The following is a 15411-nucleotide window of genomic DNA, read 5'->3' as shown; positions in this document are numbered from 1 at the left end:
CGGGGGAGCATGGCTGATACCCCTCTCCGCCGTCACCGGGCGACCTCTCTCAACGAACCGGCAGACGCCGAGGCAAGACCCGTGCCGAAACCCCTCCGGCGAAACGGCACCAAGACCCGCCTGCTCGACTCCAACCAGACCGAAACGAACCCGGCCAAATCCCCTTCCGCCGAACGCGCGCGCCCCGACAAGCACGACGCCATCACCCGCGCTGCCGCCGAAACCTTCCTCGCGGAGGGGTTCGAACGCGCGAGCCTCGACCAGATCGCCCATCGGGCCGGTGTTTCGAAACAGACGATCTACAGCCATTTCGCCGATAAGGAAGCGCTGTTCAAGGCGATTTGTGYCGGCCTCACGGAAACGTTGACTCTGCCGCTCGAGCAGGCGTCGCCCGCCGCCGATCTGCGCAGCGCCCTGGTGCGCCTGGGCGAGGACATGCTCAAGCTCATGCTGCGCCCGGCCTCCCTCGATCTGCACCGGCTGGTGGTCAGCGCCTCGCCGCGCTTTCCCGAGCTCGGCCGCGTCGCCTATGAGGCTGGCGCCAAGAGAATGAGCGCCGCGATCGTGACGCTGCTCATCGAACGGTCACGCGTCGGCGACGGCGTCGCCCGCCCGCTCGGCCTCGCCGAAGCTGATCTCCTCGCCGAGCAGTTCGTCGGCATGCTGCGCGGCCTGCATCAATTGCGCGGCCTTCTCGGGGTCAAGCCGATGCCGGCCGCCCAACGGAAAGCCTATGTGCGCGCCTGCGTCGATGCGCTGCTGAACTCGCTCTGACAAGGCCTTCGGGGCCGCCCAACCGCGCTTTCGGCCACTGTCACGCCGCTGTCATCAGCGGCCGCTAGCTCTCGTCGCCATGGAGACGCGTTGCCCCCCCGGCTTGGGCCGGACGGGGCTGCGCTCATGCCCGCATCGTGCGCGAGAACCCACCACATGCTGCGTATCGAAGGTCTGACCAAGCGCTTTGGCGACAAGAACGCTGTCGACAATGTCTCGCTGTCGATCCCGAAGGGAGAGATGGTTGGCGTGATCGGCAGGTCCGGAGCCGGCAAATCAACCCTGCTGCGCATGCTGAATCGGCTGGCCGAGCCAACCTCCGGCCGGATCGCCTGCGAGGAGCAGGAGGTCACGGCGCTGAAGGGGGCCTCGCTGCGGCGCTGGCGCCGTGACACGGCGATGATCTTCCAGCAGTTCAACCTCGTCGGCCGCTTGGACGTGCTGACCAATGTGCTGCTCGGGCGCCTGAACCACCGCTCCGCCGCCCTGACCCTGGTCAAGAGCTTCTCGGAAGACGACAAGATCCGCGCCATTGCGGCGCTCGAGCGTCTCGATATGGGGCATCTGTTGGCACAGCGCGCCGAGACCCTGTCCGGCGGCCAGCAGCAGCGCGTCGCCATCGCCCGCGCGCTCGTCCAGGAGCCGCGCATCATCCTCGCTGACGAGCCGATTGCCTCGCTCGACCCGCGCAACACCCAGGTCGTCATGGACGCGCTGTTCCGCATCAATCGCGAGGACGGCATCACCGTGATGTGCAACCTGCACGACCTCGACATCGCTGCGAAGTATTGCGACCGGCTGATCGGCATGTCGGCCGGCAAGGTGGTGTTCGACGACGTGCCGCAGGCGCTGACCCGCGAGGTCGCGGCCGAACTCTACGGCATCGAGGCCAAGGATGCCGGCGCCGAGGCGCTGGATGCGCTCGACGCCATCGCCGCCTCCGAAGCGAAGCGCGCGCGCCAGAAGATCGCCTGACAAGCGAAGGATCGCCGGCGCGGCCGGAGGCCGCCGCTGCGAGAAGACCAGCCCGACAGCAACCAGGAGCAGACCCAATGCTGACCCGTCGCCATACCCTCAAGCTCGCTGCCGCCGGCCTCGCGGCCGCCGCTGCCCCGGCCTTCGCCCAGGACTGGAAGGCGAAGTATCCGGAGCTCGTCTTCGCGATCATCCCGGCAGAGAATGCTTCGGGCGTCGTCGAGCGCTACACCCCCTTCGTGAACTACCTCGCGAAGGAACTCGGCACCAAGGTGACGCTGCGCATCGCCAATGACTACGCCGCGATCATCGAGGGCCAGCGCGCCGGCAACATCCATATCGGCATGTACGGCCCGGCTTCCTTCGCCCGCGCCCGCATGACCGGCGCCAAGGTCGACGCCTTCGCGATCGAGACCAATCTCGACGGCACCAAGGGCTATCATTCGGTCTTCTACGTGAAGAAGGACTCGCCCTACCAGAAGGTCGAGGACCTCAAGGGCAAGAATCTCGGCCTCGTCGATCCGAACTCCACCTCTGGCAACAACGTGCCGCGCTTCGTCCTCAACCAGATGAAGATCGAGCCGGAAACCTTCTTCTCCAAGGTCGTCTACACCGGCAGCCACGAGAACGCGGTCATCGCGCTGCAGCAGGGCACCGTCGACATCGCCGCCAACTGGTGGAACGACGAGCAGGAATCCAACCTGCAGCGCATGGCCCGCAAGAACATGGTCAAGGCCGACGACTTCCGGATCATCTACAAGTCCGAGCAGATCGTGAACTCGCCGATGGCCTACCTCACGGACCTGCCTGATGACCTCAAGGCGAAGATCCGCGACGCGGTGCTGAACCTCGCCACCAAGGACAAGGCCGCCTTCGACAAGATCTATGAAGGCAAGCAGGGCCCGCTCGTCGCCGTCGACAACAAGGCCTACGACCCGATCATCGAGCTCAACAAGTTCGTCGACGACCTGCGGAAGAAGAAGTCGTCGTAAACAGCACGCACGCGCGCCGTCATGGTCGGGCTTGTCCCGACCATCCACGTCTTCCCTGCCTTTTGCAGCTTTCAAGACGTGGATGCTCGCCACAAGGGCGAGCATGACGGTTGCGGCGCGACTTGGCGCCCTCTCCGGTAACGGACGCTCATGACCCTCGCGATCGACCGCAACGACCCGGCCATCCGGGCCCATGCCGAGACCTATCGGCAGGCGGCCGTGGCCAAGCGCCGGCAGGCCTTGATCGGCGCCGCCGTGTTCATCGTCTGCGTCCTGCTCGCAGCGCGGGGCTCGGAAGTCGATCTCGCCAAGTTCGCCGAGAACATCCACCGCTTCCCGAAATACATCTTCGAGACGCTGCCGACGCTGCGCCTCTCCAGCCTCGGCGCCGACCTCGCCGAGTGGTACTGGGGTCTGAAGGGCTGGCTGAAGCTGCTCTGGCAGACCATCCTGATCGCCTATGTCGGCACCGTGCTTGGCGCCGTCGGCGCCTTCCTGTTCTGCTTCGCCGCGGCTGCCAATCTCGGCCGGTCCGCCTGGCTGCGCTTCGCGGTCCGCCGCTATCTCGAATTCTGCCGCACCGTTCCCGAGATCGTCTTCGCGCTGATCTTCGTCATCGCCTTCGGGCTCGGCCCGCTGCCCGGCGTGCTCGCCATCGCCATCCACACCATGGGCGCGCTCGGCAAGCTCTTCTCCGAGGTGGTCGAGAATATCGACCTGAAGCCGGTCGACGGCGTCACCGCCGGCGGCGGCAGCTGGTGGCAGATCGTGCGCTTCGCCGTCGTGCCGCAGGTGCTCTCGAACTTCGCCAGCTATGCGCTGCTGCGCTTCGAGATCAATGTCCGCGGCGCCTCGATCATGGGCTTCGTCGGCGCCGGCGGCATCGGCCAGGACCTGATCGAGGCCATCCGCAAATTCTACTTCACCGACGTCAGCGCCATCCTGCTGCTCATCATCGTCACGGTGATGCTGATCGACTACGGCACCGAGCGGCTGCGCCACGCCCTCCTCAGCCTGGAGCATGGCCGATGAGCCTCGCCTTCACCACGGCCGAGCGCGCCGATATCCTCACCCGCCACCAGGCTGCGATCCGCGGCTCGCTCAAGACGAAGCTCGCCACGATCGGCACCATCGTCGCCCTGCTCGGCCTCTTCCTCTACGGGCTGACGACGCTCGAGACCTCGCTCTGGAAGATACTCGCCGGGCTCGGCAATCTCGGCTCCTTCGTCGCCCTGATGCTGCCGCCCAATCCCGGTTCCTGGACCCGCGCGCTGATCTTCGTGCAGGCGCTGTTCGAGACGATCGCCATCGCCTTTCTCGGCACCGTTCTGGCGGCGACGCTCGCTTTGCCCTTCGGCTTCCTCGCGGCCCGCAACGTCGTCGCCAACCGCGTGGTGCACTTCCTTGCGCGGCGCTCGCTCGACACGGTGCGCGGCGTCGATGCCCTGATCTGGGCGCTGATCTGGGTGAACGTCGTGGGCCTCGGCCCCTTCGCGGGCATGCTCGCGATCATGACCAGCGATCTCGGCGCGTTCGGCAAGCTCTATTCGGAGGCGATCGAGGCGGCCGACCGCAAGGCGGTCGAGGGCGTCGCCTCCGTCGGCGGCGGGAAGGCGCATGAGATCCGCTTCGGCCTGCTGCCGCAGGTGCTGCCGGTGATCGCGAGCCAGGTGCTCTATTTCATCGAGTCGAACACCCGATCCTCGACGATCATCGGCATCGTCGGCGCCGGCGGCATCGGCCTCTATCTCGCCGAGACGATCCGGACGCTGGAATGGCAGCAGGTTTCCTTCCTGATCCTGCTGGTCCTGGCCGCAGTCTCGGCCATCGACTTCCTGTCAAGCAAGCTGCGCTTCGCCATCATCGGCAAGCGGGCGAGGTGAAACCCCTGCCGTCCTTCTCGGGCGCAGCGAAGCGAAGACCCGAGAATCTCTCGCCGGAAGAGGCGCCCAATCGTCCTGAGATGCTCGGGTCAAGCCCGAGCATGACGGAGCCCTTCAATCCCCGAACGGCTCGATCACCATTTCCACGCGCTCGGCGGCGAAGACGCTCGCGACGAGATGCACCGGCGTCAGGTCCGGCAGCGCATCGACCGCCGTCGAGATCATCACGGCAGCCTCGGGCGCGATCTCGAGCAATTCCGCCTCGCGCTCATCGGCGAGCCGCGCCGTCAGGCGCGTCGACAGGCGGACATAATCCGTGATGCCATAGATCTTGAAGGCAGCCGTGATCGAACCGGCCGCCGCGCGATAAGCCTTGTCGAAATCGGGAAAGCGCTCGACCGAGAGCCAATGCGTGCCCGTGCCCATCGGCACGCCGTCGGCAAGGCTCACGCCGCGCACGCACCAGAGCGGCGTCCCGGTCTTCAGCTTGAGCGCAGTGCAAGCCGCTGTCTCGCCGACGACCACCTCGGCCGAGAGCATGCGGCTGGTGCCGGTGATGCCGAGCCTGCCCATATTGGTGCGCATGCTGACGCGCCGGCCGATCGGATAGGGCAGGCGCGGCGCCGTCACCTGCGTGCCGCGGCCGCGCGAAACCGTCACCAGCCCCTGCTCGGCGAGATGGCGGAACGCCTGCCGCACCGTGTGGCGATGCACGCCATAGCGCTCGGCCAGCGCGACCGAGGCCGGCAGCGTATCGCCGAGCTTGTACTCGCCACGCGTGATCGCCTCCGCCAGTTCGTCGGCGATGCGTCGCCAGGCCGTACCGCCATCCTTTTCCGCGAGTGCTGCGTCCGTCATCAAAATTTCATCCGAAAAGTATAGACCTTTGTCATCAACTCCCCTAGCATAGTCTAGACATTCGGAACTGACCAGCGAGCCCGCGCCGATGAGCCAGAAGACCCCGAGACAAAGCTGGATGGCGACGCTGGCGCGCGCCTCCCGCGCCGAGATCGAAAGCCTGCTCGGCGATCCACCCAACCATGACGTGCTGAAGGCGCCGGAAACCGGCACCGTGATGGTCGAGGGCCGCGCCGGCGGCGCCGGGCGCCGTTTCAACCTGGGCGAGGCGACCGTGACGCGCTGCGTCGTGCGCCTGTACAATGGACGGATGGGCTTCTCCTATGCACTCGGTCGCGACGGCCGGAAGGCAAGGCTCGCCGCCCTGCTCGACGCCCGCCTCCAGGACGAGGCCGAGGGCAGCGATCTGCATCGGGACGTCGCCACGCTCGCCGCGCAGCAGGCATCGGCCCGCGACCTCGCCTCGCGGAAGGCCGCGGCGACCAAGGTCGACTTCTTCACGCTGGTGCGGGGCTCGTGATGTCGGCACAGGGCATGATCGCACCCGGCTTCTCCGAACCGGTCTTCCAGTCACAGGCCGCCTTCCGTGCACTGCTCGCCGCCCTCTCCGAGCCTGGCACGCTGCAGCGCGTGGCGGCCGAGATCACGCCGCCGGAAGGCCTGGCGACCGCGACGGCCACAGCGCTGCTGGCGCTCGCCGACTACGAGACGCCGGTCTGGCTGTCGGAAGCCCTGCGCAACGGCGCGGCCGGCGCCTGGCTGCGTTTCCATTGCGGCGTGGCGCTGGTCGACGATCCCGCGAAAGCCGCCTTCGCCGTGATCGACGGCGCGGCGGGCGAGCCCAGCCTCTCCGCCTTCAATCTCGGCACCGACCAGTTCCCGGATCGCTCGACCACCGTGATCGTGCAGGTCGCGGCGCTGGAAGGCGGCCCCGCCATCACGCTCGCCGGCCCCGGCATCCTCGGCTCGCGCGATATCGCGCCGCAGGGCCTGCGCCCCGGCTTCGTAGAAGAGCTGCGCGAGAACGGCGCGCTCTACCCGCTCGGCGTCGATGTCCTGCTCGCGCATGGCGAGGGCCTGATCGGCCTGCCGCGCTCGACGCAAATCGAGGAGGTTCGCTGATGTATGTTGCCGTCAAAGGCGGCGAGGCCGCCATCCTCGCCACGCATGATCTCGTCGCCGAAGCCCGCCGCGGCGACCCGGCCGTGCCGGAAATCAGCGTCGCCCAGATCCGCGAGCAGCAAGCGCTGGCCTGCGCCCGCGTCATGAACGAAGGTTCGCTCTACGATCAGGACCTCGCTGCTCTCGCGCTGAAGCAGTCGCAGGGCGACGTGATCGAGGCCGCCTTCCTGATGCGCGCCTATCGCACGACGCTGCCGCGCTTCGGCTCTTCCGAGCCGCTCGACACCGCCGCGATGGCGATCCGCCGCCGCGTCTCCGCCACCTATAAGGATCTGCCCGGCGGGCAGGTGCTCGGGCCGACCTATGACTACACGCATCGGCTGTTCGACTTCGCGCTGATGGACTCCCCTGCCGAGATGGCCGGGCTCGACCGGGCCATCTCGGGACGGGAAGGCGCCGGAGCCTCCGTGTCGGGAGATGCTCGGGTCAAGCCCGAGCATGACGGTCTGAAAGCCCCGCTCGACGCTCGCATGCCGCGCGTGCCCGACATCCTCGGCGCAGAAGGGCTGATGGAGGCGGAAGTACCGCCGGAGGGCGATCCGCGCCCCTTCGATCTCACCCGTGACCCCGTCTCCTTCCCGGCCGATCGCGACGTGCGCTTGCAATCCATGGCGCGCGGCGACGAGGGCTTCCTGCTCGGCCTCGGCTACTCCGTGCAGCGCGGTTTCGGCGGCTCGCATCCCTTCGTCGGCGAAGTCCGCGTCGGCGAGGTCGCGGTCGAGTTCGTGCCGGAGGAGCTCGGCTTCGCGGTCGATCTCGGCGACGTCACGCTGACCGAATGCCAGATGGTCAACCAGTTCCAGGGCTCGAAGGAAGTGCCGCCGCAGTTCACGCGCGGCTACGGCCTCGTCTTCGGCCATAGCGAGCGCAAGGCGATGTCGATGTCGCTGGTCGACCGTGCCTTGAAGGCGCGCGATTTCGGCGAAGCCGCCAACTATCCGGCACAGCAGGACGAGTTCGTCCTCTACCATGCCGACAATGTCGAGGCGGCCGGCTTCGTCGAGCATCTCAAGCTGCCGCACTATGTCGATTTCCAGGGCGAGCTCGAACTGATCCGCCGCATCCGCCGGGAGCGCGAGGAGCGGCTTGCACGGGAACAGGAAGCCAAAGAGCCTGATACGATGCCGGAGGCTGCGGAATGACCATCCATCAGATGCCGGCGGACGATGCAAAGCCGGCTTATAACTATGCCTATCTCGACGAGCAGACCAAGCGGATGATCCGCCGTGCGCTGCTCAAGGCCGTCGCGGTGCCCGGCTATCAGGTGCCGTTCGGCTCACGCGAGATGCCGCTGGCCCGCGGCTGGGGCACGGGCGGCATCCAGATCACCGCCGCGATCATTGGCCCGGCCGATACGCTGAAGGTGATCGACCAGGGCGCCGACGACACCACCAACGCCGTCTCGATCCGCAAGTTCTTCGAGCGTACGGCCGACGCCCGCACCAGCGAGGTGACGGAGGAAGCGACGATCATCCAGACCCGCCACCGCATCCCGGAGGCGCCGCTCAAGGCCGGGCAGGTCATGGTCTATCAGGTGCCGACGCCGGAGCCGCTGCGCCGACTGGAGCCGCGCGAGGCCGAGACCCGCAAGATGCACGCCTGGGCCGAATACGGGCTGATGCAGGTCAAGCTCTACGAGGACATTGCCCGCTATGGCGAGATCACCAAGACCTATGACTATCCGGTCATGGTCAACGGCCGCTACGTGATGGCGCCCTCACCGATCCCGAAATTCGACAACCCGAAGATGCATATGTCGCCCGCGCTCCAGTTGTTCGGCGCCGGCCGCGAGAAGCGCATCTACGCGCTGCCGCCCTATACCAGCGTGCGCAGCCTCGATTTCGAGGATCATCCCTTCCGCATCCAGAGCTGGACCCAGCCCTGTGGGCTCTGCGACGCGGGCGACAGCTATCTCGACGAGGTCGTGATCGACGACCAGGGCGGGCGCATGTTCGTCTGCTCCGACAGCCATTACTGCGAGACCCGCCGGGCGGAAGGCCATCGCGGCACGATGCTGGGCGATGCGGCCGCGAGTGGCCTGGTCGATCAGCCGTCATTGCGAGGCGGCGAAGCCGACGAAGCAATCCAGGGGAACGTAGAGCGCTACGATACCGGATTGCTTCGCTCCGCTCGCAATGACGGGCAGGGAGACGCCCAATGACCATCCATATTCCGCTCCGCGAAGCCGACCTCGAGCCAGCGCCCCTGCTCTCGGTCGCCAATGTCAGCCGCTTCTATGGCGAGCGCATCGGCTGCGCCGACGTCTCATTCGACCTCTGGCCGGGCGAGGTGCTCGGCATCGTCGGCGAATCCGGCTCGGGCAAGTCGACCCTGCTGCGCTGCCTCGCCGGCATCGACAAGCCCGACGCGGGCGAAGTGCTGTTCCGCGGCGGCAGCGAGCCGCTCGACATCTACTCGGTCTCCGAACAGGAGCGCCGCCGCCTGATGCGCACGGCCTGGGGCATCGTCCATCAGAACCCGCGCGACGGGCTGCGCATGGATGTCACCGCAGGCGGCAATGTCGGCGAGCGCCTGATGGATCGCGGCGACCGGCATTACGGACAGATCCGCGAGCGCGCGCTCGACTGGCTCCAGCGCGTCGAGATCGCAGGCGCCCGCATCGACGACCGGCCGCGCCAGTTCTCCGGCGGCATGCAGCAGCGCCTGCAGATCGCCCGCGTGCTGGTCTCGGAACCGCGCCTCGTCTTCATGGACGAGCCGACCGGTGGCCTCGATGTCTCCGTGCAGGCCCGCCTGCTCGACCTCTTGCGCGTGCTGGTGCGCGATCTCGGCCTCGCCGCGATCATCGTCACGCATGACCTCGCCGTCGCGCGTCTCCTGACCGACCGTTTGATGGTGATGAAGGACGGCCACGTCGTCGAGCAGGGCCTGACCGACCAGGTCCTCGACGATCCGCACCACGCCTATACGCAGCTTCTCACCTCGGCGGTGATGAGTGTGTGAGGAAGGTAGAGCGTCATTCTCGGGCGGAGCGCAGCGCAGACCCGAGAATCTCATGCAGGAACGGGCGCCCCTCTTTCCTGAGATGCTCGGGTCAAGCCCGAGCATGACGAGCCCTCGCCCGTCACACCCTCGTCACCTCGCCGGCACAAGGCACTGACCCCATGACCACGATGATTCAGGTCGAGAACGTCGCCAAGACCTTCACCCTGCACAACCAGGGCGGAGCGCGGCTGCCCGTTTTCGACAACGTCAATTTCCATGTCGAGGCCGGCGAGGCGCTGGTGCTGGCCGGCGCGTCCGGTGCCGGCAAGTCGAGCCTGCTGCGTATCCTCTACGGCAATTACAGGCCGACGAGCGGCGCGATCCGCATCACCCATGGCGGCCGGCCCGTCGACATCGTCGCCGCCGTGCCGCGCACCGTGCTCGACATCCGCCGCCGCACGCTCGGCTTCGTTTCGCAGTTCCTGCGGGTGATCCCGCGCGTCTCGACGCTCGACATCGTCCGCGACCCGCTGCTGGCGCGCGGCGCCACGCCGGAGACCGCGACCGAGCGCGCCAAGGCCATGCTCGCCCGGCTGAACCTGCCGGAGCGGCTCTGGAACCTCGCGCCGGCCACCTTCTCCGGCGGCGAGCAGCAGCGCGTCAACATCGCCCGCTCCTTCGTCGACCCCTCCGCGATCATGCTGATCGACGAGCCCACCGCCTCGCTCGACGCCGCCAACCGCGATGTCGTCGTCGACCTCATCGCCGAGGCGCGCGCCGCCGGCTCCGCCATCGTCGGCATTTTCCATGACGAGGCGGTTCGCGAACGCGTCGCGACGCGCTATCTCGACATCACCGCTTTCCGGAAGGCCTGACGATGCAAACCGTTCTCACCAATGCCAAGCTCATCCTCGAGAACGAGGTCGTCACCGGCACCATCGCCTTCGACGGGACCGGCATCACGGCAGTCGATCAGGGCAAATCCTCGCTGCCGGGCGCCATCGACGTCGGCGGCGACTACGTCGCGCCCGGCCTCGTCGAGATGCACACCGACAACATGGAAAAGCACTTCATGCCGCGCCCGAAGGTCTTCTGGCCGAACGGGCTCGCGGCAGCGCTCGTCCATGACGCGCAGATGGCCGCGGCCGGCGTCACTACCGTCTACGACGCCGTCTGCGCCGGCACGCCCTTCTCGGCCAAGGACTATCGCAAGGACATCTTCGCCGACGTGATGAAGTCGCTGGCCTACGGCAAGAGCGAGAACGTCTTCCGCATCGACCACCGCATCCATATGCGCTGCGAGCTGACGAGCCCGCAGCTGCTGGAAGACATCGCCCCCTATCAGGACGACGAGCTGGTCCAGCTGGTATCGCTGATGGACCACACGCCCGGCCAGCGCCAGTGGCGCAACCTCGAACATCTCAAGACCTATGCGGTCGGCAACGGCAAGACGGTCCAGGAGTTCGAGGAGGACGTGGTCGTGCGCCAGCGCGAAGGCGCCGCCAATGTCGCGAAGAACTGGGCCGCCGTCGTCGACGTCTTCCGGTCGCGCGGCATCCCGCTCGCCACCCATGACGACACGATTCCCGAGCATGTCGAGGAAGGCGTCGCCTCGGGCGCCGTGATCTCCGAGTTCCCGACCACGATCGAAGCGGCCGCAGCCGCCAAGAAGCACGGCCTCGCCACCGTCGCGGGTGCGCCCAACGTCGTGCGCGGCGGCTCGCATTCCGGCGGCGTCTCGGTCTCGGAACTCGCCGAGAAGGGCCTGCTCGACGGCCTCTCCTCGGACTATGTTCCGGCGAGCTTGCTGCAGGCCGTCGTCAGGCTCAATGCCGAGCACGGCATCGCGCTGCCGGAGGCGATGGGCATGGTGACCTGGAAGGTCGCCGACATCCTCGGCCTCGGGGATCGCGGCCACCTCGAGACCGGGCTGCGCGCCGATCTCGTCCGCTTCAAGGTGCTCGGCGCCACGCCGGTCATCGGTACGGTCTGGTCGAAGGGCGAGCGCGCATTTTGAGCAAGCCGCGCTACGCCGTCTATTACGCGCCCGCTGCCGAAAGCCCCCTCTGGCGCTTCGGCAGCACGACGCTCGGCTATGACGCGCTCACCGGCGAGGAGCTGACCTTTGCCGTTCCGCCCGGCTGCGATCCGGTGCGGTGGCCGGCCTTCACCGAGGAGCCGCGCCGCTACGGCTTTCACGCCACGCTGAAGGCGCCCTTCGAACTCGCCGACGGCCGCAGCGAGGAGCAGCTGCGCGCCTTCGCCCGCAACTATGCGGCCGGCCGCGAGGGCGTGACGCTGGCGGGCCTGAGCGTCACGGCGCTCGGCTCCTTCGTCGCACTGACGCCGTCCGAGCCGAGCGAGGAGCTGCAGCGCTTCGCCTTCACGCTGGTGCAGGCCTTCGAGCCTTTCCGCGCGCCGCTTGAGGAAGCGGACCGGGCGCGACGCCTGAAGAGCCCGCTCACCCCTGCGCAGCACGCCTATCTCGAAGCCTATGGCTATCCTTATGTGGGCGACGCCTTCCGCTTCCACATGACGCTGACGGGCTCCCTGCCAGGCGAGCACGCGGCACCCGTCAAGCAGGCGCTGGAAGCCGCCTATGCGCAGACCCTTCCGGCCGGACCGGTCAAGCTCGACCGTTTCGCCCTGTTCAAGCAGGACGGCCGCGCCGGCCGCTTCCGCCTGATCGATTCCTACCCGTTCGGCTGAGGCGCTCGTCTCGCCATGTCGCTCTGCCATGCCGTTTCCCCGTCATTGCGAGGAGCGGCAGCGACGAAGCAATCCAGGAGGGCCGGGCTGGACATGTCACCCTGTCCTCCTGGATTGCTTCGCTGCGCTCGCAAGGACGCCCCGGTTCGGGCGCTAAGCCGGCAGACGGCCCAGCCCGCGCAAAACGGCGAGCAGCTCTTCGGCCGCCTCGACGACGCTGCGATCGTTCATGATCGTGACGATCTCGGCACGTTCCGCCGTCAGCGGCGCCTCGCGCTTCAGCCGCGCCGCGATATCGGCCTCGCTCTCGCGCCCGCGCGCAGCGAGCCGCTGTGCCAGCACCGGCACCGGGGCGGTGATGTTGAGCACCACCACGCGCTCCGCCAGCCGCTCGGCCGCCGCGATGACCGCGCGGGATATGTTGACGATCACCACAGCGCCCTCGGCGATGCCTGCAAGCTCCGCCGCCGGGATGCCGTAGCTCAGACCATGCGCCCGCCAGCTCAGCGCGAGCTTGCCGCTGGCCTCGGCCTCCCGAAAGGCCGCCTCGTCACAGGAATCGTGATCCTCGGCGCCGGCCATGGCCTGACGCGTGATCAGCCGGCGGGCGAAGCGGAAGCGCGGGTCGCAGGCGAGCCCGGCCCGGCCCGCATCCATCAAGGTGTCCTTCCCCGCCCCGGAAGGCCCGACCACGAGGACGAGCGCGCCCGCTGCTGAAACGGGCGCCGCAAGATCAGGAGAGTGCAAGGACATGGCTGCGAAGAAGCTGGGACTCGAGGCGGTGATCGACCCGACCGCGCAGGTGAGGCAGGCGACGCTCGGGCGCTACACCGAGATCGGCGCGCGCACCGTCTTCGTCGAGTCGACGATGGGTGACTACTCCTATGTCGTGAACGACGCGAATGTCATTTACACGACGATCGGAAAATTCTGCTCGATCGCGGCGATGACGCGGATCAATCCGGGCAACCATCCGATGCAGCGGGCGAGCCAGTCGCATTTCACCTATCGCGCCTCAGCCTATTTCGAGGACGCGCAGGACGACGCCGCTTTCTTCGACTGGCGCCGGGCGCATGCGGTGACGATCGGCCACGACGTCTGGATCGGCCATGGCGCGATCGTACTGGCCGGCCGTAACATCGGTACCGGCGCCGTGGTCGCGGGCGGCGCCGTCGTCACCAAGGACGTCGCTCCCTACACCATCGTCGCCGGCAATCCGGCCCGGCCGGTCCGGCAGCGCTTTTCCGAAGATGTCGCCGAGCGGCTGCAAGCGCTGGCCTGGTGGGACTGGGACCATGCCCAGCTGCGCGGCGCGCTGGACGATTTCCGCCATCTGCCGGTGGAGGCGTTCCTCGACACCTACGAAGCCCTGAAGCAAGGCGCCTGAGACATCCGGCCGCAACCGGATTGACCGAGATCAGCGGGCTCCCTCATCGGCTGTTAACCTCGATCGGCGAGACAGCCGGAAGGTTCGGATCGTCACGGGCCACAGTTGGGAATTTCGGCTTCATGTCCGCATCGGATCACCTCGCCAGGCGGCTGGCGTTCATCGGCCTCGACAGCGCAGCGCAGGGCCATATCCGGGACGCGCGCGAGGCGTTGGGGGCAGCGATTCCGGGGGCGCTCGACGCCTTCTATTCCAAGCTCCGCGAGTTTCCCGAGACCCGGAGCTTCTTCAGCAGCGAAGAGCATATCGAGGCCGCCAAGCAGCGCCAGGTTCAGCATTGGGGCGGGATCGCCACCGGAAGCTTCGACGAGAACTACGTCAACGCCGTCACCCGCGTCGGCAAGGTCCATGCCCGGATCGGCCTCGAACCACGCTGGTACATCGGTGGCTACGCGCTGATCCTCGAGAAGATGCTCGCCAGCATCCTGGAAGCGCGCTGGCCGAAGAACGCGCTCGGCCGGCGCATGTCAGGCGCCGAGGAGCGCGCTGCTGAGGTCGGCGCCATCGTCAAGGCGGCGCTGCTCGACATGGACTATGCCATCACCGTCTATCTCGAGGCTTCGGAAGAAGCTCGCCTCAAGGCCGAAGCCGAGGCGCACGCCATCGAGCAGGCCAAGACGGCCGAGCGCGACCTGGCGATCGCCTGCGTCAGCAAGAGCATGGCCGCGCTCGCCGAGGGCGACCTGACCCATCGCATGAGCACCGAGATCCCGGCCGAATATGGCCAGATCCGCGAGCACTTCAATGCGGCGATGGCGCGTCTCCAGGAGATGGCCGCGACGATCAAGGCGACCTCGGTCGCGATCGCGGCCTCCTCGCAGGAAATCAACAGCGGCGCGCAGGACCTGTCGATGCGCACCGAGCAGCAGGCTTCCGCGCTCGAGGAAAGCGCCGCGACGACCGAGCAACTCGCGGCTTCGGTCAAGACCTCCTCGCAGGCCTCGCGCGAATCCGTCGCGCTCGCCGACGAGGCCGCCAATGTCGCCCGCACCGGCGGCGACATCGTCAAGGACGCGGTCGACGCGATGGCCCGGATCGAGGGCGCCTCGAAGCGGATCTCCGAGATCACCGACGTCATCGACGGCATCGCTTTCCAGACCAATCTGCTCGCGCTGAACGCCGCGGTCGAGGCGGCGCGCGCCGGCGAGGCCGGCCGTGGCTTCGCCGTCGTCGCTGCCGAGGTGCGGTCGCTGGCCCAGCGCTCCGCCGACGCTGCCAAGGACATCACCAGCCTGATCGCCTCCTCCGACGCGGAGGTGGCCGAAGGGGTCAAGCTGGTGCGGCAGGCCGGCCAGACACTCGACCGGATCGTTTCCGCCTCCGCAAAGGTGTCGAGCACGGTCGAGGAAATCGCCTCCGCCGCCGGCGAACAGGCCAACGGCATCGACGAGATGAGCCAGACCGTCAGCCATATGGACGAGATCACGCAGCAGAACGCGGCGCTGGCTGAGCAGAGCGCCGCCTCCGCGCGCACCCTGCTCGACCAGATCGACCAGCTCAATCGGCTCGTCGCCGCCTTCCGGACGGAGCCGCGGCCTCAAACAGGGCGGCGCAGCGCGGCCTGAGCGCCGCGCCTCGGCGCAAGCTCCGCTTATTGATTGTGCGCGAATTCTCTTCGTTCGGCTGATCCCAGCCGAACGGAAAG

Annotated in this window: 17 protein-coding genes; 15 read left to right on the top strand and 2 right to left on the bottom strand. The window is 67.6% G+C overall.

Annotated features, from left to right (window positions below; all coding sequences use genetic code 11):
* The first annotated feature begins 81 nt into the window (after positions 1-81).
* The 5 genes from AB4Z10_RS20980 to phnE (AB4Z10_RS20960) all read left to right on the top strand — a co-directional run bounded on the left by AB4Z10_RS20980 (position 82) and on the right by phnE (AB4Z10_RS20960) (position 4624).
* Complete coding sequence (locus tag AB4Z10_RS20980) at positions 82-774, top strand: TetR/AcrR family transcriptional regulator (protein WP_441472323.1); 693 nt, start codon at positions 82-84, stop codon at positions 772-774.
* Between the two features lie 156 nt (positions 775-930).
* Positions 931-1749, top strand: coding sequence for a phosphonate ABC transporter ATP-binding protein (gene phnC / locus AB4Z10_RS20975; RefSeq protein WP_441472322.1), 819 nt, complete (start codon positions 931-933; stop codon positions 1747-1749).
* A gap of 77 nt (positions 1750-1826) precedes the next feature.
* The gene (phnD, locus tag AB4Z10_RS20970; RefSeq protein ID WP_441472321.1) at positions 1827-2741 is read left to right on the top strand and encodes a phosphonate ABC transporter substrate-binding protein; all 915 of its coding nucleotides are present in this window, start codon (positions 1827-1829) and stop codon (positions 2739-2741) included.
* A gap of 150 nt (positions 2742-2891) precedes the next feature.
* The gene (phnE, locus tag AB4Z10_RS20965) at positions 2892-3773 is read left to right on the top strand and encodes a phosphonate ABC transporter, permease protein PhnE (RefSeq protein ID WP_441472320.1); all 882 of its coding nucleotides are present in this window, start codon (positions 2892-2894) and stop codon (positions 3771-3773) included.
* The gene (gene phnE / locus AB4Z10_RS20960) at positions 3770-4624 is read left to right on the top strand and encodes a phosphonate ABC transporter, permease protein PhnE (RefSeq protein ID WP_441472319.1); all 855 of its coding nucleotides are present in this window, start codon (positions 3770-3772) and stop codon (positions 4622-4624) included. Before phnE (AB4Z10_RS20965) ends, phnE (AB4Z10_RS20960) begins: the two co-directional genes overlap by 4 nt.
* A 114-nt stretch (positions 4625-4738) precedes the next feature.
* On the opposite strand, the gene phnF is transcribed toward phnE (AB4Z10_RS20960), so the two are convergent.
* Complete coding sequence (gene phnF, locus AB4Z10_RS20955) at positions 4739-5482, bottom strand: phosphonate metabolism transcriptional regulator PhnF (RefSeq protein ID WP_441472318.1); 744 nt, start codon at positions 5480-5482, stop codon at positions 4739-4741.
* An 88-nt stretch (positions 5483-5570) separates the two neighbouring features.
* Between phnF and phnG the strand changes: the two genes are divergently transcribed.
* The 8 genes from phnG to AB4Z10_RS20915 all read left to right on the top strand — a co-directional run bounded on the left by phnG (position 5571) and on the right by AB4Z10_RS20915 (position 12319).
* Positions 5571-6002 (top strand): phosphonate C-P lyase system protein PhnG, encoded by a 432-nt coding sequence (gene phnG, locus AB4Z10_RS20950; protein WP_441472317.1) that lies wholly within the window; start codon positions 5571-5573, stop codon positions 6000-6002.
* On the top strand, positions 6002-6604 hold the full coding sequence (phnH, locus tag AB4Z10_RS20945; RefSeq protein WP_441472316.1) for a phosphonate C-P lyase system protein PhnH: 603 nt from the start codon (positions 6002-6004) through the stop codon (positions 6602-6604). Before phnG ends, phnH begins: the two co-directional genes overlap by 1 nt.
* Positions 6604-7806, top strand: a complete 1203-nt coding sequence (locus AB4Z10_RS20940) for a carbon-phosphorus lyase complex subunit (protein ID WP_441472315.1) — start codon at positions 6604-6606, stop codon at positions 7804-7806. The genes phnH and AB4Z10_RS20940 overlap by 1 nt, the downstream gene beginning before the upstream one ends.
* Positions 7803-8825 carry an alpha-D-ribose 1-methylphosphonate 5-phosphate C-P-lyase PhnJ gene (locus AB4Z10_RS20935; protein WP_441472314.1) on the top strand — a complete coding sequence of 341 codons (1023 nt, stop codon included), beginning with the start codon at positions 7803-7805 and terminating at the stop codon, positions 8823-8825. Before AB4Z10_RS20940 ends, AB4Z10_RS20935 begins: the two co-directional genes overlap by 4 nt.
* Positions 8822-9628 (top strand): phosphonate C-P lyase system protein PhnK, encoded by an 807-nt coding sequence (phnK, locus tag AB4Z10_RS20930; RefSeq protein ID WP_441472313.1) that lies wholly within the window; start codon positions 8822-8824, stop codon positions 9626-9628. The genes AB4Z10_RS20935 and phnK overlap by 4 nt, the downstream gene beginning before the upstream one ends.
* A gap of 161 nt (positions 9629-9789) precedes the next feature.
* The gene (gene phnL / locus AB4Z10_RS20925) at positions 9790-10485 is read left to right on the top strand and encodes a phosphonate C-P lyase system protein PhnL (protein WP_441472312.1); all 696 of its coding nucleotides are present in this window, start codon (positions 9790-9792) and stop codon (positions 10483-10485) included.
* A gap of 2 nt (positions 10486-10487) precedes the next feature.
* Positions 10488-11627 carry an alpha-D-ribose 1-methylphosphonate 5-triphosphate diphosphatase gene (locus AB4Z10_RS20920; RefSeq protein WP_441472311.1) on the top strand — a complete coding sequence of 380 codons (1140 nt, stop codon included), beginning with the start codon at positions 10488-10490 and terminating at the stop codon, positions 11625-11627.
* Positions 11624-12319 carry a DUF1045 domain-containing protein gene (locus AB4Z10_RS20915; RefSeq protein ID WP_441472310.1) on the top strand — a complete coding sequence of 232 codons (696 nt, stop codon included), beginning with the start codon at positions 11624-11626 and terminating at the stop codon, positions 12317-12319. The genes AB4Z10_RS20920 and AB4Z10_RS20915 overlap by 4 nt, the downstream gene beginning before the upstream one ends.
* A gap of 153 nt (positions 12320-12472) precedes the next feature.
* Here the strand turns inward: AB4Z10_RS20915 and phnN are convergent, their stop codons facing one another.
* Positions 12473-13072, bottom strand: coding sequence for a phosphonate metabolism protein/1,5-bisphosphokinase (PRPP-forming) PhnN (gene phnN / locus AB4Z10_RS20910; protein WP_441472309.1), 600 nt, complete (start codon positions 13070-13072; stop codon positions 12473-12475).
* Here phnN and AB4Z10_RS20905 point away from each other — a divergent pair.
* Both AB4Z10_RS20905 and AB4Z10_RS20900 read left to right on the top strand, forming a co-directional pair.
* Positions 13071-13706, top strand: coding sequence for an LbetaH domain-containing protein (locus AB4Z10_RS20905; protein ID WP_441472308.1), 636 nt, complete (start codon positions 13071-13073; stop codon positions 13704-13706). The genes phnN and AB4Z10_RS20905 overlap by 2 nt on opposite strands.
* A gap of 122 nt (positions 13707-13828) precedes the next feature.
* On the top strand, positions 13829-15331 hold the full coding sequence (locus tag AB4Z10_RS20900; RefSeq protein WP_441472307.1) for a methyl-accepting chemotaxis protein: 1503 nt from the start codon (positions 13829-13831) through the stop codon (positions 15329-15331).
* The last annotated feature ends 80 nt before the right edge of the window (positions 15332-15411 follow it).

The organism is Allobosea sp. RAF48 (assembly GCF_052114025.1).
Classification (GTDB): Bacteria; Pseudomonadota; Alphaproteobacteria; order Rhizobiales; family Beijerinckiaceae; genus Allobosea.
This window is presented reverse-complemented; position numbering and strand designations above follow the sequence as displayed.